The organism is Bradyrhizobium sp. 2TAF24, assembly GCF_052115025.1.
GTDB lineage: Bacteria > Pseudomonadota > Alphaproteobacteria > Rhizobiales > Xanthobacteraceae > Bradyrhizobium_A.
The window spans coordinates 39,389-59,572 of the sequence record NZ_JBFRFW010000019.1 but is presented as its reverse complement, the minus strand read 5'-3'; the positions used below and the strand labels follow the sequence as shown (position 1 = coordinate 59,572).

Here is a 20,184-nt window from a genome sequence, read left to right as displayed (position 1 = left end):
TCGGCGGAGAACGGTCGCTCGTCTGCCGGCATCGCGGCCATTCCCCGGTTCACAGGTTCACGTTCTCCCGGCCCGGAGGACCGGAGGCGGAAGAGATTCCCTTGCCACCTTACCCTTCGGCCGCCAGATTTGCACCGCGACCGACGACAAGCTCCAGCCCACCGCCGGAGGAATCGGATGCGATTTAAAGACCCGTCGAAAGCGACGAAAGGAAGGCGTATGTCTCAGGAAACGCGCAAGAAAACATCGAAACTGGGCTCAGCCGCGCGCTCCCGGACCACGACCAGGGCGACGGCGAAGGTCGCGCCCAAGTCGAGTGCGAAGGCCGTCACGCGTGCAACCACGACGAAGAAGGCTGCCGCGGCGGGGAAACCCGCCACCAAGTCCATATCGGCGTCCTCGGTGACCAAAGCGATCCCGCTGGTCGAAGGCCAGGCGGCTCCCGGCTTCGACCTGCCACGCGACGGCGGCCAGCGCCTGTCCCTCAGGGATTACGCCGGACGCAACCTGGTGCTGTTTTTCTACCCGCGCGCCGACACTCCGGGCTGCACCCGCGAGGCCATGGACTTTACCCGTCTCGCCGGAGAGTTCGCTGCTCACGGCACCGATGTCATCGGCGTCTCCGGCGACACCGTGAAAGCTCAAGACTCCTTTAAAAACAAACACAAATTAAAAACACCTCTTGTATCAGACGAGCAAAAGGAGATGCTGACCGCGTATGGCGCCTGGGGCGAAAAATCGATGTATGGCAGGACCTTCCTTGGGATTCTTCGTACAACAGTTCTGATTGACGGGAGCGGTCAAATCTTGCGCGTCTGGCGCAACGTCAAGGTCGACGGCCATGCCGACGCGGTGCTGGAGGCGGTCCGCGCGCTCTAAATCGAGCACGCTCATTGTCCGAATATTAACCATGCCCAGGTCAAATCGCCCCCCGGGAGTAGAGACCCGCCGCATATGAGTCCGTGGCGGGTTCCGGGAGTGCCGATGTCGTACCGATCGAACCGCCAGACTGACCATTCGTCTCATCCGCACGACCACGCGCGGCCCCATGTCCGCCGCCCCGCTCCGCTTCATTCCCCGGCCCCCCAGGCGTCCAGCCGCAGCAGCTACACCATTGCCCATGCCGGCAAGCAGGTGCGGATCGGACCCGTGGTGTTCTGGATCGTGGTCGGCACCGTCACGGTGATGGGTGCCTGGTCGGCAGCCACCGCCACCTATTTCGCCTTTCGCGACGACGTGCTGACCCGGCTGATCGCCCGGCAGGCCTCGATGCAGTATGCCTATGAGGACCGGATCGCTGAACTGCGGGCGCGGCTCGATCGCACCACCAGCCGGCAGTTGCTGGACCAGGAGCAGTTCGACCAGAAGCTCGACCAGATCGTGCGCCGCCAGTCGGCGCTGGAGTCCCGGGCAGCGGCGATGAACGCCCTGCCCGACGTCTCCGTTACCGGTTCGATCAAACCGCCAGCACGGGGCGCGGCGACCGATGGCGGTCTCTCGGCGATTCCGAAGCCGTCGCCGATCAACGACACGGTGATATTCGTCGCTCCGCCCGACCGTGAGGCGCGGCTCGAATCCCGCACGCCGCCGACGGTCGCGGCTCAGCCAGCCCAGTTCGCCAAGGTCCAGGGCCTCGACACCGCCTTGGTGCGCCTGCAGACCTCGCTCGATCAGGTCGAAACCCGCCAGCTTGCGACCCTCAATGCCGTGGAAGACCAGTATGAGGGGCGGATTCGCCGCATGCGCGGCGTCTTCACCGACCTCGGGCTCGACCTCAACCAGATGCAGGGCGCAACCCCCAAGGGCGGAATCGGCGGCCCGTTCGTTCCTGTCAAACCGCCCTCGAAGGATGCCGACACCTTCGACCGCCAGCTCTACCGGATCAGCATCACGCGGGCACAGATCGACCGGCTCAACCGGACCCTGTCGCTCGTGCCATACCGCAAGCCGGTGCTCGGCGAGGTCGAGTTCTCCTCCGGTTTCGGGGTTCGCACCGACCCCTTCCTCGGCCGTCCGGCGATGCACACCGGGCTCGATTTCCGCGCGTCGATGGGCGACCCTGTTCGCGCCACCGCCAATGGCCGGGTCGAGAGTGCCGGCTGGAGCGGCGGCTACGGCCGGATGATCGAGATCGACCATGGCAATGGGCTCGCCACCCGCTACGGCCATCTCTCTGACATCAAGGTCAAGGTCGGCGACATCATCAAGATCGGCCAGATCATCGGCGCCGTGGGCTCGACCGGCCGCTCGACTGGCCCCCACCTGCACTACGAGACCCGCATCGACGGCGATGCAGTCGACCCGCAGAAGTTCCTGCGGGCCGGCGTCCGGCTCGGCTCGAGCTGAGCTCTCCGTCCTCCCGCCTCGCGGCTTGTCCGGCCTGCCGAAACATGTTTTGTGCGGGCGGCGCTATTTGTCGTTTGCGGAGCTCGCATTCTGGTTGAGACACGCATCGGTCCCCGGCATCCCCTTCTGGGAAAGGCCGGCTTTCATGCGGCTCGCTGGTTGAGCGCGCAGCTGATGCGGGCTGCGGGCTTCCATGCGCCCGACTCCGGCTTCGCACGGCAGCGACTGCAGCTCGTCCGTGAACGGCTCGCCCGCGGCGAAACCGTGTATCTCGCCGGTCTCGGCCTGCCGGGCACCCACAATTCCGGCGTCGCCCTCGTCGAGGTCACCGCCGCGCGCGGCCCGCGCCTGATCGTCAACAACGAGGAAGAACGCTTCTCCGGGATCAAGCACTCCACGGAGTATCCACGGCTGTCGATCGACGCCATGGTGGCGACGCTGCGCGGTCTCGGCCGCGACCTCGACGACATCGCGGCCTGGCTGACCTCCTGGGACTATCCGGCACTCGCCGGAACGCTGATCCGTTCGGTGCTGGAGGAAGCCCCCGGCAGCTTTCGCCTGCTGAGCACCACCAGCGCGGCCGGTTTCGACGGCCGCCGGCTCGAGCAGATGACGCGCTCGCCCAAACTTCTTGGCCGCCAGCTCGGCCTCAGCGAACGGCTGCCGCTGATCTGCATGCCGCACCACGACAACCACGCCTGGTTCTCGTCCGCGGCCTCTCCGTTCGACGACAGCAGGGAGCCGGTGGCGATCGCCGTGCTCGACGGCACAGGTGACCGCGGCTCGATCTCGCTTTACCGGGCACGCAACGGCGTGCTGGAGCAGCTGTTCTGCAACGACAGCGTGTTCGACTCCCTCGGCGCGTTCTACAGCGTGATCGCCTCGACCCAGGGTGGCTGGACCTGGCTGTCCTGCGAGGGGCGCTACATGGGCGCGGCGGCCTGGGGCGACATGAACCGCGCCACCAACCGCTACTATGGCCGCCTGAAGGACGTGCTGCATCTCGGCGACAACGGCACCGTCGAACTCAACCGTGCGCTGGGGCGCTGGTACCGCGACCCATTCGACAATCCCTATGAGCAGGCGCTCATCGACGTGCTGGGCCCGCCGCTGAAGCCGGACGACCTTTGGAATCCCGATGCTGTGCTGCGGGTCGAGGACATCCATCATCGCCCCGACACCCAGGACCGCCTCGACAAGGCCGCCGCGACGCAGATGGTGTTCGAGGACGCCATGGTGCACGTGGTCGATCATCTGCTGCGCACGACCGGCGCCCATCAACTGGTGCTGACCGGCGGCGTCGCACTCAATGCCGTCGGCAACATGCGGTTGCTGGAGCATTTCGACGAGACCTGGTTTGTCACGCACCAGAAGCGCAAGGCGAAGCTTCACCTGTGGGTGCCACCGACGCCGGGCGATCCCGGCGTCACCGTCGGCGCGGCCTGGCGCTTCGCACAGCTTGCCGGCGCGGCGCGCGGCGCGCCGATCAGCCACGCCTTCTACTGTGGACCGTCTCCCTCATCCGACGAGATCGCCGATGCGCTTGCAGCGCCAGACATCGCCTCCCGCCGCATCGGCACGGTGGCGACGGCCTCGGCGCGCGACGCCATCGCCGACCTCATGGCCTTCATGGTCGCGGACAGCGGCGTCATTGCTCTCTACCAGGGCCCGGCGGAAACCGGGCCGCGAGCACTCGGCCATCGCTCGATCCTCGCCAACCCCTGCGACCCGGCCACGCGCGAACGCCTGAACGAGCGCGTCAAATATCGCGAAGCGATCCGGCCGCTCGCGCCGATGGCGACGCGCGAGGCCGCGCTGGCGTTCTTCGACCTGCAGGACGGCGCCTCAGACGCCGACTACAACGCCTACAACTACATGGTGCTCACCGCACAGGCGAAGCCGCACGCATATGACCGGATTCCCGCCGTCGTCCATGCCGACGGCACCGGGCGGGTGCAGATCGTGCGCGAGGCCGATGATCCGCTCACCCATGCCTACCTGAAAGCGCTCGGCCGCCGTATCGGCGTCGAAGTTTCGGTCAACACGTCATTCAATGTCGCCGGCCCGATCGCGCAGACCCCGGCACAGGCGGTCGAGACCTTGCGCAAGTCGAAGGGTCTCGACGCGGTGATCATGATCGGCAGCGACGGCCATGCCTTTGCCGCCTGGCACGGCGGCGACCGCGACAGCGGCCGCTTCACCCGCTGGTTCGAGGCGTGGTTCTCCGAGCGCGTGGCACGGGCGGCCACGACCTAGCGCCGGCGGACGGCACCGGCGAGCCGGCCGTGACGCTCAGTCGACGTCCTCGATCGCGCCCGGCGTGGTGCCGAACGCCTTCTGGGCGAGCGTCGCGGCCATGAACTCATCGAGGTCGCCGTTGAGCACGCCCTGGGTGTCCGATGTCTGCACGCCGGTGCGCAGGTCCTTCACCATCTGGTAGGGCTGCAGCACGTAGGAGCGGATCTGGTGGCCCCAGCCGATATCGGTCTTCGCCGCCTGGTCCGCCGCCGCCTGCGCCTCGCGCCGCTTGAGCTCGATCTCGTAGAGGCGCGCGCGCAGCATGTCCCAGGCCTGCGCCCGGTTCTTGTGCTGCGAACGGCCGGCCTGGCAGACGACCGCGATGCCGGTCGGAACGTGCGTCAGGCGAACTGCCGACTCCGTCTTGTTGACGTGCTGACCGCCGGCGCCGCCCGACCGCATGGTGTCGACGCGGACATCCGCTTCCTTGATGTCGATCTGGATGCGGTCGTCGACGACCGGAAACACCGCAACGCTCGAAAACGAGGTGTGGCGCCGCGCGTTGGAATCAAACGGCGAGATCCGCACCAGGCGATGCACGCCGCCCTCGGTCTTCAGCCAGCCATAAGCGTTATGGCCTTTGATCTGGATGGTCGCCGACTTGATGCCGGCTTCTTCGCCCTCGGTCTCTTCCAGCACCTCGACCTTGTAGCCGTGCTGCTCCGCCCAGCGGGTGTACATGCGCAGCAGCATGTTCGCCCAGTCCTGGCTCTCGGTGCCGCCGGCACCGGCATGGACTTCGAGATAGCTGTCGTTGGCGTCGGCTTCCCCGGACAGCAGCGCCTCGAGCTCGCGGCGCGCGACCTCCTTCTTGAGGGCGCGCAGCGCGGCTTCGGCGTCGGTCACGACCGACTCATCGCCCTCGGCCTCGCCGAGCTCGATCATGCCGATCTGGTCGTCGAGCTCACGCTCGACCTTGCCGATGCCGCCGAGCTGATCCTCAAGCGAGGTCCGCTCCTGCATCAGCTTCTGGGCTTTCTGGGGATCGTTCCAGAGGTCGGGATCTTCAGCGAGCTTGTTCAGCTCAGCGAGGCGGGCCGTCGATGCATCGACGTCAAAGATGCCTCCTCAGCAGCCCGACTGACTGCTTGATCTCTTCGACTAACCGTTCGATTTCAGGGCGCATAGTCTCTATCCAGGGCGCACCACGAAGGCGGCGCGCCAGTGCGATTTAACGGCTCGGGCCAGCGATGGCAATCCGCGTCAGTACAATCCACCGGTCCCCGGACGCATGATGGCCCGGTCCGCGTCGGGCGGCACCGCCACTGACCGTCCATCGGCATCCGCCACGCCAATCACCGAATAATTGTCAGGCGGCGCCGTACCCGGCTTGAACGCTTCGAGGATCGACGCGCCGCCCGAGCCAGGGCTGACCCGGACTCCCGTCTTCGGATCGACCCGGATCAGCTTGATTCCAGCCGGCACGCGGAATGGAATCGCGGGCTTGTCGGCCAGAGCCACCTTGAGGAAATCCCGGGCGATAGGCGCCGCCAGACCGCCGCCGGTGGCCTTGCGACCAAGCGAGCGCGGCTTGTCGTACCCCAGATAGACACCGACCACGAGGTCGGGCGAAAATCCGATGAACCAGACATCCTTCACGTCGTTGGTCGTGCCGGTCTTGCCGGCGATCGGCTTGCCGACCTCTCTCATCACCGTCGCGGTGCCATGCTGCACCACGTTCTCCATCATCGAGGTGATCTGGTACGCCGTCATCGGATCGAGCACCTGCTCGCGGCGGTCGACCAGCGTCGGCTCGGCCTGGTTTTTCCAGGCGTCGGATTCGCAGCCGCGGCATTCGCGCTGGTCGTGGCGATAGATGGTGCGGCCGTAACGATCCTGGATGCGATCGATCAGGGTCGGCTTGATGCGCTTGCCGCCATTATCGAACATCGAATACGCCGTGACCATCCGCATCACGGTGGTTTCGCCGGCGCCGAGCGCATAGGACAGGTAGTTCGGCAGTTCGTCATAGACGCCGAAGCGCTTGGCATACTCGCCGATCAGCGGCATGCCGATGTCCTGCGCAAGACGCACGGTCACGGTGTTCAGCGACCTCGTCAGCGCCTGGCGCAGCGTGGTCGGACCGTAGTACTTGCCGGTCGAATAGTTTTCAGGCCGCCAGATGCCGATGCCGGCGCCTTGGTCGATCTCGATCGGCGCGTCGATCACCACGGTCGAGGGCGTGTAGCCGTTGTCGAGCGCCGAGGAATAGACGATCGGCTTGAACGACGAACCGGGCTGCCGGTAGGCCTGCGTCGCACGGTTGAACTGGCTCTGGTCGAACGAGAAGCCGCCCACCATCGCCTGCACCCGTCCGGTGGACGGATCCATCGCCACCAGCGCGCCGGACACCTCCGGCAACTGGCGCAATCGGTACTGGCCCTCGATCTTGCTGCCGTCCTTGGCCAGCAGCGGATCGACATAGATCACGTCACCTGGCGACAGCACCTGCGACACCGCCGTCGGCGTCTTGCCGCGGGTCGGGCCTGAGGTCGGCCGCGCCCAGCGCACGCCATCGAGGGAGATCAATCCAGTCCGGCGGTCCTTCAGCACCGCGCCGCCGAGCTCGCGGCCGGGCTGGAAACCGATTCGCGCCGACTGGTCGCTGGTCTCCAGCACCACAGCCATGCGCCACGGCGTGATGTCGTTCAGCGACTTGACCTCGGCGAGCTTGACACCCCAATCGCCGGAGACATCGATCTTGTTGGCCGCCCCGCGCCAGCCCTGGGCTTCGTCGTAGGCCACCAAACCATCGGTCAGCGCCTTGCGTGCCGAGACCTGCAGCGTCGGATTGAGCGTGGTGCGGACCGACAAGCCGCCCTCATACAGCTTCTTCTCGCCATAGCGGTCGAGAATGTCGCGGCGCACCTCCTCGGCAAAATACTCGCCGGCGAAAATATGAGCGGCGTTGGCGCGGTTGGTGACGACCAGCTGATCCTTGCGGGCCTTGTCCGCGTCGGCCTGCTTGATCCAGCCGTTTTCCAGCAGGCGATCGATGACGTAATTACGGCGTTCGATGGCGCGGTCGCGGTTGCGCACCGGATGCAGCGCCGCCGGCGCCTTCGGCAGCGCCGCGAGGTAGGCCGCTTCCGCGACCGTCAGCTCGTTGACCGACTTGTCGAAGTAGACCAGCGAAGCCGCGGCGACGCCGTAGGCGCCCATGCCGAGATAGATCTCGTTGAGATACAGCTCGAGGATCTTGTCCTTGGAATAGGCGCGCTCGATGCGCATCGCCAGCAAGGCTTCCTTGATCTTGCGGGTGAACGACACCTCGTTGGTCAGCAGGAAGTTCTTGGCGACCTGCTGGGTGATGGTGGAGGCGCCTTGCGGCCGGCGGTTGGACCCGAGGTTCTGGGCATAGAGCACCACGGCGCGTGCCAGGCCCGAGAAGTCGATGCCGCCGTGCTCGTAGAAATTCTTGTCTTCCGCCGCCAGGAACGCGTTGATCACCGGCTTGGGGATCGCCTGGATCGGCAAATAGAGACGCCGCTCCTTGGAGTATTCGGCAAGCAGCGCACCGTCGGCGGCGTGGACGCGGGTCATCACCGGCGGCTCATAGTCCTGGAGCTGGGAATAGTCCGGCAGATCCTTGGAATAATGCCAGATCAGGCCGGCCACGGCGGCGACGCCGACCAGAAACACGATTGTTCCCGCTGCAAACAGGAACCCCATGAACCGCAGCAGCAATCGCATTCGATCTTCCGTCCCGAAATCCCTGCCCGCCTGAAAACCCGGCCGATTCCGGGGGCGTCCGTTGAAATTTTTATACTGCCGTGGCTGTGGCCAAACTAGGGCTCTTCACCCGTAAAGGCCGATCTTTCAATGCTCGGAGCCGGAGGATACCACCCGCTTGCCGAAGAATGCCTCGATCGCCTGCCCCACGGAACCGACCGTCCGGGTTCGCCAGCTGTCGGAGACCAGGTGTTGGAGGTCGTCCTTGTTGGATACGTAGCCGATCTCAACCAGCACCGAGGGCACGTCCGGCGCCTTCAGCACCTTGAACCCCGCCGACTTCAGCGGATGTTTGTGCATGCGCGCCACGCTCTTCATCTCGCCGGCGAGCAGGCGGGCGAAGCGATTGGAGAAGGTGCGGGTCTCGCGCTGGGCGAGGTCGATCAGGATGTCCGCGACGTCGGTCGGTTCTTCTGTCAGGTTGACGCCGGCGATGGCGTCGGCCTTGTTTTCCGACTCCGCGAGGCGTTCGGCTTCCGCGTCGGAGGCTTTGTCCGAGAGCGTATAGATGGTCGCGCCCTGGGCATCCCCCTCGCCGCGCGGCAGCGCATCGGCATGGATCGACACGAACAGGGCCGCCTTGGCGTTGCGCGCGACCTTCACACGATCGCCCAGCGGAATGAAGGTGTCGTCGCTGCGGGTCATGACCACCCGGTATTTGCCGGTCTTCTCGATCTGCGCCCGCAGCGCCATGGCGAAATCGAGCACCAATGTCTTTTCCGCTTCGCCGCTCGGCGCCATGGTGCCGTTGTCAATGCCGCCATGGCCGGGATCAATGACAATGACTGGCCGGGAATCAGGCGCCTCAGCGCCATGATCCCCTCCCGCCGCGTCGGCGACCACGGCCCCCGTGGTTCCGGTGCGCTCGTCGAGCGCCGGGCGTAACGCCGGGGTTCCGTCTGCTGCCAGGGCCTGCTTGAAGCCCGCCTTGTCGGTGGCCGCGAGTTCCACGATCAGCCGTGACGGCTGGCCGTTGGCGGCATCGAGAACAAAAGCCTTCTCGATCCGCGCCGGCCCGGTCAGATCGAACACGATCCTGGAGCCGCCGGGCATCACCAGACCGTAGCGGAACGCCTTGATCAGGCCGCGCCCCGTCTGGCCGGTGCCGGACGCCAGCTGGAAGCTGACCTGGGGTACATCCAGAATGATCCGGTAGGGGTCGGCGAGCGCGAATGCCCGGACATCAATCCTGCGATCGAGGTCGAGGATGAAGCGAGTCTGCTTGTCATCGCCGGCGATCCGCACGTCTGAGGCGACGGGATAGGCTGACGCAACCGTCGGCTGAGAAGCTTGAGCGCCTGCCGCCAGACTTGCAGTGGAGGCAAGGCACAGCAACGCTGCGGCGCACAAAAGGCCCGCCCGAAGCCAAACATGCTGGTTTGCGCGGCTAGCCACCGAATCCCGAGCCTCCGAGCTGACCTTACTATCCGATTAGAACCGCAGGGTTAATCACCCCTTAAAGAACGAACTGGGGCTGCTCGATAGATTCAACTCGAGTGTTGCAAGCATGCGACGCTTCCCTTGCCAGAGCCCCGGCTTCAACGTATGTATCTTGTGCTGACGGCATATACTTCCGGTTGTGTCGCGTTAGCCTCCCGGTGCAGCGCCGGTCCTTCGAATGCGTATGTTTGTTCGAGGGCCTTGCGTGCTTTTCCGGAGCCCTCCCCGGTCAGCGCAGCGCGCGACCGTCGGAAGCCTTCGGTTTCAAGCCCGAGTGGCCACCCGGCTCTGATCCCCAGGGATCTCGGAGCTTGGGGTTCGCATCACGCAATCGGTGATCGCAGCCGCAAGGCGGCGATCGGCAACAGCCGGCGAGCGCATACGCGCCGCGTTGGCCCGCCAGCGATGATTACTGCGGCCCCCTTGCCGCACCTGTACAGAACGGGCCGACGCTTGATGCGCCAGACTCCAGTGCCGAATTCCCACGCAGCGACTGCGCCAGGACGATGCGACATGTTCGCGCCCCTGCCTGCCACGCGTTCGGGATCGGCCTCGCGCCTCGGGTTGCCTTTTGGCCTTCCCCTCACCCCCGAATCAGGTGGACCGTCGCGGTACCCCGCCGTGCGCCCTGCGCCGGCCGACAGACGCGCGCTCCGCCGCCAAGAGTTCTCAGATGCCCAACAAGATGTTGATCGATGCCACCCATCCGGAAGAAACCCGGGTCGTGGTGGTCCGCGGCAATCGAGTCGAAGAGTTTGATTTCGAGTCGGCCCAGCGCAAGCAGCTCCGCGGTAATATCTATCTCGCCAAGGTCACACGGGTCGAACCGTCGCTGCAGGCCGCCTTCATCGAATACGGCGGCAACCGGCATGGCTTCCTTGCCTTCAGCGAAATCCATCCCGATTACTACCAGATCCCCGTCGCCGACCGGCAGGCGCTGATCGAGGCCGACGAACGCGCCCATCGCGAGGCGGAAGAAGAGTCGGAGAACCGTCCGAACCGCAGGCGTTCGCGCCACCGCGGTGCGCGTCGCCGTGGCCATGGCGAGCGCGTCCGCAGCGAGATCGTCGAAGGCACGGCCGTTGACCTCGCCAACGCTCCGCAAGCGTTCGAGCATGACGGTCATGAGCACGATGGTCATGAGCACGTCCATGACGAGCCCCACGCGGCCCATGGCGACGTCGAGGCACACGCGCACGACGACCATCACCATGATCATTCCGGTCACGACGACCATGGCCATCATGATGACGAGCATGATCACCACGAGGAGCACGACCACGACGCCCCGCACGCCCATGGCGATGCGGAGCCCATCCACGGCTATGCCGATGTGATCCATCAGGCTGAGGCCGCCGCGCCAGTGGTCGTCGCCGCCGAAGGCACGGACGCCAGCCATGATGCCCCGGCGATCGAGGCAGGGCATGGCGACGAGGCCCCCGTCGCGCTGACCGCCGACGCCGATGCGCCGCATGCGGACGAAGCTCACGATCACGACGACCATCACGGCGAGCCAACCGAGGCCCACGAGCATGCCCACGACGACGCCGAGGATGGCGACGACGAGGAGGATGACGAGGACGACGAGGCGACCGAGGAAGAGACGGTCGAGTCCGTCGGTGGCGACGATGCGCTGGAGGAAGTGCCGGAGCGCGCCTTCCGCCCCCGCCGTCAGTACAAGATCCAGGAAGTGATCAAGCGCCGCCAGGTCATGCTGGTGCAGGTGGTCAAGGAAGAGCGCGGCAACAAGGGCGCCGCACTCACCACCTACCTGTCGCTTGCGGGACGCTACGCGGTGCTGATGCCCAACACCGCCCGTGGCGGCGGCATCAGCCGCAAGATCACCTCAGCCCAGGACCGCTCGCGCCTCAAGGAAGTGGTCCAGGACCTCGACGTGCCGGAAGGCATGGGCGTCATCCTGCGCACCGCCGGCGCTTCGCGCACCAAGCCCGAGATCAAGCGCGACTTCGAATACCTGATCCGGATGTGGGAGACGGTGCGCGACCTGACGCTGCGCTCGCAGGCCCCGAACCTCGTTTACGAAGAAGGCTCGCTGATCAAGCGCTCGCTGCGCGACCTCTACAACAAGGAGATCGACGAGATTCAGGTCGCCGGTGAAGCCGGCTACCAGGAAGCACGCGACTTCATGAAGATGCTGATGCCGACGCACACCCGCGCGGTGAAGCTCTATCGCGACGGTCAGCCGCTGTTCTCGCGGATGGGCGTGGAAAGCCAGCTCGACGCGATGTTCTCGCCGACCGTGCAGTTGCGGTCCGGCGGCTACATCGTCATCAACCAGACCGAGGCGCTGGTCTCGATCGACGTCAACTCCGGCCGTTCGACCCGCGAGCACCACATCGAGGATACTGCGCTCAAGACCAACCTCGAGGCCGCCGAGGAGATCGCCCGGCAGCTGCGGTTGCGCGACCTCGCTGGGCTGATCGTCATCGACTTCATCGATATGGACGAGAAGCGCAACAACCGTTCGGTCGAGCGCAAGCTGAGCGACTGCCTGCGGCATGATCGCGCCCGCATCCAGGTCGGCCGCATCTCCCATTTCGGCCTGCTGGAGATGTCGCGCCAGCGCATCCGCGCCAGCGTGCTGGAGAGCTCGACCGAGCCCTGCCAGCATTGCGGCGGCACCGGCCATGTGCGTTCCGTCGCCTCTGTCGCGCTGCAGCTGCTGCGCGGCCTCGAAGAGGTGCTGATGAAGGGCGCCACCCACAATCTGGTGGTGCGGACGCGGACCGAAGTGGCGCTTTACGTCCTCAACCACAAGCGCGGCCACCTGCGCGACCTCGAGAACAGCTTCAAGGTAACGCTGTCGGTGATCGCCGATCCGACCGTCAACGGCCAGCAGTCGTTCGTGATCGACCGCGGCGAGCAGGTGCACACGCTCGAAGCGGCCAAGGCCCTGCTGGTAGCCCAGGCCGCCGCTGCGCCGCCCGCGCTTGAAGAGCCCTACGACGACGAGGAACTGCTTGAAGGCTTCGCCGACGATGAGGGCGAGGAGAGCGATGACGCTGCCGAGACCCAGGCCAGCGAAGATGGCGCCGAGGGTGAAGGTGGCGGCCGTCGTCGTCGCCGTCGCCGGCGCCGGCGCGGTCGTGGCAATGAGCGCAGCCAGACTGCCCAGGGCGATGAGCAGGACGAAACCGGCGCGGTCGCCGCAGAGGGCGAGCCGTTCGAAGCTGCCGAGGGCGATGACGTCGGCGCTGCCGAGGATGACGGCGACGAGGCTGAGGACCGTGAAGACCGCGAGGAGCGCGACGGCTTCGAGACGCGCAGCGATCAGGGCGACGACCGCCGTCCGCGGCGGCGTGGCCGCCGGGGTGGACGCCGCCGACGCGGTGGCAACGAGGGCACGCATGACGGCGCTCTGGAAGGATCGGTCGCGGCAATTGCCGACGAGTTCGAGCCGCCGGCTCCCTCAGAGGCGACCGAAGCCGTCGCCGATCTCGACGCTCCCCCTGCCATTCCCGCTGTGGCGCACGAGGCCCCGATCGCAGACCAGCCTCCCCAACCGGCCGCATACCAGCCGGTGAGAGCGGAGGCGGCCGACGAGCCGTCGTCGGAGGACGCCGACAAGCGCAAGCGCCGCTCGACCATCCGTGAAAAGGTGAACTTCTCCCTCGACCAGCCGGCCGAGGCCGCGCCCCCGGCTCCGGCCGCTGAAACAGTCCTGGTGACGGCACAACCGGAGCCGACCGCGCCGGAAGCCCATGAAGCCGCCCCCCGTGAGCCCGTGGCCCATGAGCCGGCTCCCGCAGCAACCCAGGAGGCGGACACCTCCGACAGTGGACCTCGTCGCGCCGGCTGGTGGTCGCGCCGCTTCGGCGGCGGCGCCTGAGCCGGACCCCGACGTCACAACAAAACGCCCGGCCTTCACGGCCGGGCGTTGTCTTTTCGGGGAACGCGTGTTGCCCGGCCGTCAGCCGGTGGTCACCGCCGTCTCGACGTCCGACGGATCGACCTGAATGTCGAGCGCCGCATTGAGCTTGGTGCGATCGAGCTCGCCCTCCCACCACGATACGAACACGGTGGCGACGCCATTGCCGGTGATGTTGGTCAGGGCGCGGCATTCGCTCATGAACTTGTCGACCGAGAACACGATGGCCATGCCCGGCACCAGCGCCGGATTGACCACCGAGAGCGTTGCCGCCAGCGTGATGAAGCCCGCACCGGTCACGCCGCTCGCGCCCTTCGACGTCAGCATCGCAACAACGAGAATGGTGAGCTGCTGGCCGAAGCTGAGGTCGACACCGAGCGCCTGCGCGATGAACAGCGTCGCCAGCGTCATATAAATATTGGTGCCGTCGAGGTTGAACGAATAGCCGGTCGGTACCACGAGGCCGACCACCGACTTCGAGCACCCCAGCCGCTCCAGCTTTTCCATCAGTTGCGGCAGCGCGCTCTCCGACGAACTGGTGCCGAGCACGATCAACAGCTCGTCCTTGATGTAGGCGATGAACTTGAAGATGTTGAAACCGATCACGCGCGCGATCAGCCCAAGCACCACCACCACGAACAGCGCCGCGGTCATGTAGAACAGCGCGATCAGTCCGAGCAGGTTGCCGAGCGCCGCCGGCCCGAACTTGCCGACCGTATAGGCCATGGCGCCGAACGCGCCGAACGGCGCCGCCTTCATCACGATCGCGATGACGCCGAACACCGCATGGGCGACGTCATCGATCAGATTGCGCACCGTATGGCCGCGCTCGCCGAGCGCCATCAGCGAGAAGCCGAACAGGATGGCGAACAGCAGCACCTGCAGGATGTCGCCCTTGGCCAGCGCACCGACGACACTGTCAGGGATGATGTTGAGGACGAAATCGACCGACTTCTGCTCGGCGGCCTGCTTGGCGTAACTCGCGACCGCCGCCGCGTCGGGCTTGGCGGCCAGGCCATGGCCGACCTGGAACAGGTTGCCGATGATCAACCCGAGGATCAGTGCGAAACTCGAGACGACCTCGAAATAGATCAGCGCCTTGATGCCGACGCGGCCGACCTTCTTGGCGTCCTGGATGTGGGAGATACCGGACACCACGGTGCAGAAGATGATCGGCGCGATCACCATCTTGATCAGCCTGATGAAGCCGTCACCGAGCGCCTTGACCCAATCATTGGTGGCGATGTTCGGCGCGAGCCAGCCGACCAGCACGCCGAGCACGATCGCGATCAGCACCTGGACGTAGAGAACCTTGTACCAGGGCTTACGTGCTTTCTCCGCCGTCGCCGGCATGGTGGTCGCGGACATGACAATCCCCCTCTGCACAATCGGTCAAACTGACGCAGCCTATACGGTGCCACGGGAGGGCTGCCAATGCCAATGGGCGGAATATCACGCGGGCTGTTCGCGGGTGACGGCATCACAGCAAACCGCACCGCACAATAACAACGCAGCTGTCAGAAGGTGGCCTGCGCCAGCCAGCGCGAGATCCGGGCGACGGCGGTGCGCATGTCGTCGGTCGAGCGCGCATAGGAAAAGCGGACGAACGAGCGGCCATTGACCGGATCGAAGTCGACGCCCGGCGTCGCCGCCACATGCGCCTCCTCCAGCATCCGTGACGCGAAGCTGAAGCTGTCGGCGCAGAACTTGGAGATGTCGGCATAGAGGTAGAATGCCCCGTCAGCCGGCAGAAACCGGTCGAGGCCGGCCTGTGGCAGTCCCTCGATCAGGATCTGCCGATTGTCCTGGTAGCTGTGCTTGACCGCGTCCATCTCTGCACGGCCCTCGAAGGCGGCTTCCGCCGCGACCTGCGACAGCGTCGGCACCGAGATCGCAAGGTTCTGCTGCAGCCGCTCGATCGGCCGCACCAGCGGCTCGGGCACCACCATCCAGCCGACCCGCCAGCCGGTCATGCAAAAGTATTTCGAGAATGAGTTGATCACCAGCGCCCGCGGCGACAGCTGCGCGGCGGTCACCGCCGGAAAGGCATAGTCCAGCCCGTGATAGATTTCGTCGGAGATGAAGCGGATGCCGGCGCTCTCGGCAGCCGCGATCAGGTCGGTGAGCGCCTCGCGGCTCATCATCGTTCCGGTCGGATTGGCCGGGCTGCCGACCAGCACGCCCTTGAGCGGGGTCTTGCGATGGGCGGCGAGCAGCATCTCGCCGGTCAGGGCATGGCGGGTCTCGCTGGTGGTCTCGATCAGCACCGGCTCACAGCCCAGCGCCGTCAGGATGTGACGGTAGGGCGGATAGCCGGGAACCGTGACGGCGACCCGGTCCCCCGGCTCGAACATCGCCAGGAACGCCAGAATGAACGCGCCGGACGAGCCGGTGGTCACGACGACCTGCTCGGGGTCGACGTCACAGCCATAGGTCTCGCGATAATGCCGGGCGATGCGGGCGCGCAGCGACGGCATCCCCAGGGCCGAGGTGTAGTCGATGCGGCCCTGGTCAAGCGCCGTATGGGCCGCAGCAATGGCAACCGAGGGGGCGCCGGCTGCCGGCTGGCCGACTTCCATGTGGATCACATGGCCACCCGACGCCTCGATCCTGGCCGCAGCCGCCATGACGTCCATCACCATGAACGGGGGAACATCGCTGCGGGCCGCGGGCCGCAGCAGGCCCATCGCCCTGTCCTTCAACTTCACGTCCAACATGGAAATCTGCTATCCCACAACGGCCTGTCCGGCCCTGACATGGCGTTTATCGAACGTCATCCGGATGCCGCTCTGTTGCCGTATTCGGCGGTTTGGTAAGGCGGAATCCCCGGGGGAATCCCGACCTTGTCGCAACAGGCCATATCACCTTCAGCGCGGTGGCTCCATTGTTAAACCTGCAGGATCGACCTCCGCAACCGCCGCGCCGCAGCCGATCGCTCGCGGCTCGCCTGATGGCGGCCATCACCGCGGCCGCACTTGCCTGCATGACGACACTGCCGGCCGCGGCCCAGGATGCCAAGGGACCGCCGACGCTGCGGGACGCCGAGATCGAGCAGTTGCTGCGCGACTATACCCGGCCGATCCTGCGCACCGCCGGCCTCGAAAAGCAGAACATTCAGGTCGTCATCATCAACGACCGCTCGTTCAACGCCTTCGTCGCCGACGGCCGCCGCATCTTCGTCAACTACGGCGCCCTGCTCGACGCGCAGACGCCGAACCAGATCATCGGCGTGCTGGCGCACGAGACCGGCCATCTCGCCGGCGGCCATCTCGCCAAGCTGCGCGAGCAGCTCGCCCAGGCCCAGACCCAGATGATCATCGCCATGCTGCTCGGCGTCGGTGCCATGGTCGCCGGTGCCAAGAGCAACTCCAGTGGCGCGTCCCAGATTGGCGCCGCGGCGATCAGCGCCCCGCAGGAGGCGATCCGGCGCAATCTGCTGTCCTACCAGCGCCAGCAGGAGGAAAACGCCGACCGCGCCGGCGTCAAATTCCTCACCGCCACCGGCCAGTCGGCCAAGGGCATGTACGACACCTTCAAGCGGTTTGCCGACCAGACGCTGTTCTCGTCCCAGGGCACCGACCCCTACCTGATGTCGCACCCGATGCCGGCCGAGCGCGTCGCCGCGCTCGAGCAGCTCGCCCGCTCGAGTCCGTACTGGGAGAAGAAAGACGATCCGGCCCTGCAACTGCGGCACGACCTGATGCGCGCCAAGATCTCCGGTTTCATGGACCGGCCGGACACGGTGGCGCGCAAATATCCGTCCTCCAACACCACCCTGGCGGCGCGCTACGCCCGCGCCATCTCCACCTACCGGCACAGCGACCTGCGCATGGCTCTGGCGATGATCGACGACCTGATCCGCGAACAGCCGAACAATCCGTATTTTCACGAACTCCGAGGCCAGGCGCTGCTCGAGGGCGGCCGCCCGGCGGAGGCGATCGTGCCGTTGCGCAAGGCCCTGCAGCTGTCGAGCAATGCCCCGCTCATCGAGATGTTACTTGGGCAGGCCCTGATCGCATCGGATAATAAGGCCTATGCTGACGAGGCGATTGCGATTCTGCGGTCCGCCCTCACCCGTGAACCGGAAGCTCCGATCGGCTACACCCAACTGGCGATGGCGTATGGCCGCAAGGGCAATTATGCAGAGGCCGACCTCGCATCCGCGCAGGCCGCGTTCCTGCGTGGTGACAACAAGACCGCACGTGAACTCGCCACCCGCGCCAAGACCCGCTTCGCGGTGGGAACGCCGGGCTGGGTCAAGGCCGACGACATCGTGTCGGCAAAACCAATTCCCGGACAGAAGAACTAACCCGTATTATCCCGCGCGCGCCTTCGACGGCCGCACTTCAGCCAAAGGATCCCAGATGCTCTCGCTTCGCAACCTCGTCAACCCGCTCGCCGCCGCGGCCCTGGCGCTGTGCATCATACCCGCGACCGTGCATGCGCAGAGCTTCTCCGACGCCCAGCGTGGCGAGATCGAGGGCATCATCAAGAGCTATCTGCTCTCCCATCCGGAAATCCTCGAGGAGGTGTCTGCCGAGCTGAGCAAGCGCCAGGCGGCGGCGGAGGCCGAAAAGCACCAGGTGGCGGTGAAGAAGAATGCCGAGACCATCTTCAATTCGCCGCGCGGCGTGATGGTCGGCAACCGCGACGGCGACGTCACCTTCGTCGAGTTTTTCGATTACAACTGCGGCTACTGCAAGCACGCCATGAACGATATGCTGAGCCTGATGAAATCAGACTCCAAACTGAAGGTGGTGCTGAAGGAATTCCCCGTGCTCGGCCCGGGTTCGGTCGAGGCCGCCCAGGTCGCCGTCGCCGTGCGCATGCAGGATCCCACGGGCAAGAAGTATCTCGACTTTCACCAGAAGCTGCTCGGCGGACGGGGGCAGGCCGACAAGGCCCGGGCGCTTGCCGCCGCCAAGGACGCCGGCCTCGACATGGCACGCCTGGAGAAGGACATGGCGAGCCCCGAGGTCCGCGCCACGCTGGAGGAGAATTTCAAGCTCGCCGAGGACATGGGGCTGAACGGAACCCCGAGCTATGTGATCGGCAACCAGGTGGTCGTGGGGGCGATCGGCCTCGATGGTCTCAGCAAGAAGATCGGGGAGGCACGCTGCGGCAAGGCAAGCTGCTGAGCCGTGCCGCGGGCGGACTGCACTGCGGCCCGCCCGCCCACCCGTTCGGCTTGGCGTTTTGTGAGCGTTTTCAATCACTCACCACAGCTTCTTAAGATTGGTTAACTTTTGATATCTGACTGTTCCCGCAGAGCTTTTACCAGCGGGATGAACCATTTAGGTCGGGATGACGGCGTTCTGAGGCTTCCCCTCGCCGGTCAGGTTACCTATAACGCGCGCCAGGGGCGGCCCGTGTGCCGACCGCAGCGGCGCTTTGCCTTTGTTTTGCTTTGAGCTCTGGATGTCCAACACCATTTTCGTCCTCAATGGTCCGAACCTCAGCTTGCTGGGAACCCGCGAGCCGGAGAAGTACGGCCACGCGACGCTCGCCGATGTCGAGGCGCTCTGCCGCGACACCGCGGATCACTTTGGTCTTGCGGTCGACTGCCGCCAGTCCAACCATGAAGGCGAGCTGATCGATTTCATCCATGAGGCCGGCGCCCAGAAGGCGGCAGGCATCGTCATCAATGCGGGCGGCTACACCCACACATCGATCGCACTGCACGACGCCCTCACCGGCGTGAACCTGCCCGCGGTCGAGGTCCACATCACCAATGTGTTCGCGCGCGAGAGCTTCCGCCATCAGTCCTTCATCGCCCGTGCAGTGTTCGCGAGCCTCGCCGGTTTCGGCATCGACGGCTATCGCCTCGCCATCATGGGCCTTGCCACCAGGATCGGCGCCAAGGCCAAGGCCTGAACGTCCCACGTCAGACATCGAGAAAGTTTCGGAACCATCCCATGGCCACTCAGGACAAACCCAACGAGCAAGCCAGCGTCAAGCTGAATGACGAGCGCGAGCTGATCCGCGACCTCGCCACCCTGCTCGACCAGACCAACCTGACCGAGATCGAAATCGAGCGCGCCGGCCTGCGGGTGCGCGTCGCGCGCAACATCACGGCTGCAGCCGTGATGCAGCCCGCCGTGCAGCCCGTGGTGGTGGCGCCGGTGGCCGCGGCCGCTGGCCCGGCCAGCGATGTTTCCAAGCATCCGGGCGTGGTGCCCTCGCCGATGGTCGGCACGGCCTATATCGCTTCCGAACCCGGCGCCAAGCCGTTCATTGACGTCGGCAGCAAGGTCAAGGCCGGCGACACGCTGCTGATCATCGAAGCGATGAAGACCATGAACCAGATCCCGGCGCCGCGCGGTGGCACGGTCACCCAGATCCTGATCGAGGACGGCCAGCCGGTGGAATTCGGCGAGCCGCTGGTCATCATCGAATGAGTTCGATGCCGGATGGCCACGGCGCAATGACGTGCGTGGCCGCCGGCACGGCGAAACGCCGGTCCACGCGACCACCTAGAG

14 protein-coding genes are annotated in these 20,184 nt (G+C 65.8%); 8 read left to right on the top strand and 6 right to left on the bottom strand.

All coding sequences use genetic code 11. The features are described from left to right. Nucleotides 1–219: 219 nt before the first annotated feature. The 3 genes from AB4Z37_RS26175 (at nucleotide 220) to AB4Z37_RS26165 (ending at nucleotide 4,602) form a co-directional block, all read left to right on the top strand. Entirely contained in the window at nucleotides 220–879 is a 660-nt protein-coding gene (locus AB4Z37_RS26175) for a peroxiredoxin (RefSeq protein WP_441519631.1), read from the top strand. Nucleotides 880–984: 105 nt separating this feature from the next. Beyond that, the gene (locus AB4Z37_RS26170; protein ID WP_441519630.1) at nucleotides 985–2,346 is read left to right on the top strand and encodes a M23 family metallopeptidase; all 1,362 of its coding nucleotides are present in this window, start codon (nucleotides 985–987) and stop codon (nucleotides 2,344–2,346) included. 159 nt (nucleotides 2,347–2,505) lie between these two features. Next, nucleotides 2,506–4,602, top strand: a complete 2,097-nt coding sequence (locus AB4Z37_RS26165) for a carbamoyltransferase C-terminal domain-containing protein (RefSeq protein WP_441519629.1) — start codon at nucleotides 2,506–2,508, stop codon at nucleotides 4,600–4,602. Nucleotides 4,603–4,638: 36 nt separating this feature from the next. Here AB4Z37_RS26165 and prfB read toward each other — a convergent pair. The 4 genes from prfB to AB4Z37_RS26145 all read right to left on the bottom strand — a co-directional run bounded on the left by prfB (nucleotide 4,639) and on the right by AB4Z37_RS26145 (nucleotide 11,158). Beyond that, a protein-coding gene (prfB, locus tag AB4Z37_RS26160) for a peptide chain release factor 2 (protein ID WP_441519628.1) occupies nucleotides 4,639–5,770 on the bottom strand; the annotation gives its coding sequence in 2 pieces (ribosomal slippage) (nucleotides 4,639–5,700 and nucleotides 5,702–5,770; 1,131 coding nt in all). Between the two features lie 77 nt (nucleotides 5,771–5,847). Continuing rightward, a complete protein-coding gene (locus AB4Z37_RS26155; protein WP_441519627.1) occupies nucleotides 5,848–8,337 on the bottom strand; it encodes a penicillin-binding protein 1A in 2,490 nt (829 codons plus the stop codon). 126 nt (nucleotides 8,338–8,463) lie between these two features. Next, a complete protein-coding gene (locus tag AB4Z37_RS26150; protein ID WP_441519626.1) occupies nucleotides 8,464–9,771 on the bottom strand; it encodes an N-acetylmuramoyl-L-alanine amidase in 1,308 nt (435 codons plus the stop codon). Between the two features lie 628 nt (nucleotides 9,772–10,399). Further along, nucleotides 10,400–11,158 carry a hypothetical protein gene (locus AB4Z37_RS26145; protein WP_441519625.1) on the bottom strand — a complete coding sequence of 253 codons (759 nt, stop codon included), beginning with the start codon at nucleotides 11,156–11,158 and terminating at the stop codon, nucleotides 10,400–10,402. Between AB4Z37_RS26145 and AB4Z37_RS26140 the strand changes: the two genes are divergently transcribed. Further along, on the top strand, nucleotides 11,150–13,666 hold the full coding sequence (locus AB4Z37_RS26140; protein ID WP_441519624.1) for an Rne/Rng family ribonuclease: 2,517 nt from the start codon (nucleotides 11,150–11,152) through the stop codon (nucleotides 13,664–13,666). The two genes, AB4Z37_RS26145 and AB4Z37_RS26140, sit on opposite strands and share 9 nt — an antisense overlap. Nucleotides 13,667–13,747: 81 nt before the next feature. Here AB4Z37_RS26140 and AB4Z37_RS26135 read toward each other — a convergent pair whose 3' ends face one another. Together AB4Z37_RS26135 and AB4Z37_RS26130 are read right to left on the bottom strand one after the other, a co-directional pair. Then, the gene (locus AB4Z37_RS26135; RefSeq protein ID WP_441519623.1) at nucleotides 13,748–15,073 is read right to left on the bottom strand and encodes a dicarboxylate/amino acid:cation symporter; all 1,326 of its coding nucleotides are present in this window, start codon (nucleotides 15,071–15,073) and stop codon (nucleotides 13,748–13,750) included. A gap of 149 nt (nucleotides 15,074–15,222) precedes the next feature. After that, entirely contained in the window at nucleotides 15,223–16,422 is a 1,200-nt protein-coding gene (locus tag AB4Z37_RS26130; RefSeq protein WP_441519622.1) for a pyridoxal phosphate-dependent aminotransferase, read from the bottom strand. A 233-nt stretch (nucleotides 16,423–16,655) separates the two neighbouring features. On the opposite strand from AB4Z37_RS26130, the gene AB4Z37_RS26125 reads away from it, so the two are divergent. The 4 genes from AB4Z37_RS26125 (at nucleotide 16,656) to accB (ending at nucleotide 20,103) form a co-directional block, all read left to right on the top strand. Beyond that, entirely contained in the window at nucleotides 16,656–18,014 is a 1,359-nt protein-coding gene (locus tag AB4Z37_RS26125) for a M48 family metalloprotease (protein ID WP_441519621.1), read from the top strand. 55 nt (nucleotides 18,015–18,069) lie between these two features. Beyond that, nucleotides 18,070–18,843 carry a DsbA family protein gene (locus AB4Z37_RS26120; protein ID WP_441519620.1) on the top strand — a complete coding sequence of 258 codons (774 nt, stop codon included), beginning with the start codon at nucleotides 18,070–18,072 and terminating at the stop codon, nucleotides 18,841–18,843. Between the two features lie 280 nt (nucleotides 18,844–19,123). Continuing rightward, nucleotides 19,124–19,579 (top strand): type II 3-dehydroquinate dehydratase, encoded by a 456-nt coding sequence (gene aroQ, locus AB4Z37_RS26115; RefSeq protein ID WP_441519619.1) that lies wholly within the window; start codon nucleotides 19,124–19,126, stop codon nucleotides 19,577–19,579. 41 nt (nucleotides 19,580–19,620) lie between these two features. Beyond that, a complete protein-coding gene (gene accB, locus AB4Z37_RS26110; protein ID WP_441519618.1) occupies nucleotides 19,621–20,103 on the top strand; it encodes an acetyl-CoA carboxylase biotin carboxyl carrier protein in 483 nt (160 codons plus the stop codon). Nucleotides 20,104–20,184: the final 81 nt, after the last annotated feature.

Coding starts and splice junctions, on each gene's coding strand:
- aroQ (WP_441519619.1), top strand. CDS start 19,124: ATGTCCAACACCATTTTCGTCCTCAATGGTCCGAACCTCAGCTTGCTG.
- AB4Z37_RS26120 (WP_441519620.1), top strand. CDS start 18,070: ATGCTCTCGCTTCGCAACCTCGTCAACCCGCTCGCCGCCGCGGCCCTG.
- AB4Z37_RS26125 (WP_441519621.1), top strand. CDS start 16,656: ATGGCGGCCATCACCGCGGCCGCACTTGCCTGCATGACGACACTGCCG.
- AB4Z37_RS26135 (WP_441519623.1), bottom strand. CDS start 15,073: ATGTCCGCGACCACCATGCCGGCGACGGCGGAGAAAGCACGTAAGCCC.
- accB (WP_441519618.1), top strand. CDS start 19,621: ATGGCCACTCAGGACAAACCCAACGAGCAAGCCAGCGTCAAGCTGAAT.
- AB4Z37_RS26170 (WP_441519630.1), top strand. CDS start 985: ATGTCGTACCGATCGAACCGCCAGACTGACCATTCGTCTCATCCGCAC.
- AB4Z37_RS26130 (WP_441519622.1), bottom strand. CDS start 16,422: ATGTTGGACGTGAAGTTGAAGGACAGGGCGATGGGCCTGCTGCGGCCC.
- AB4Z37_RS26175 (WP_441519631.1), top strand. CDS start 220: ATGTCTCAGGAAACGCGCAAGAAAACATCGAAACTGGGCTCAGCCGCG.
- AB4Z37_RS26145 (WP_441519625.1), bottom strand. CDS start 11,158: ATGGATCACATCGGCATAGCCGTGGATGGGCTCCGCATCGCCATGGGC.
- AB4Z37_RS26155 (WP_441519627.1), bottom strand. CDS start 8,337: ATGCGATTGCTGCTGCGGTTCATGGGGTTCCTGTTTGCAGCGGGAACA.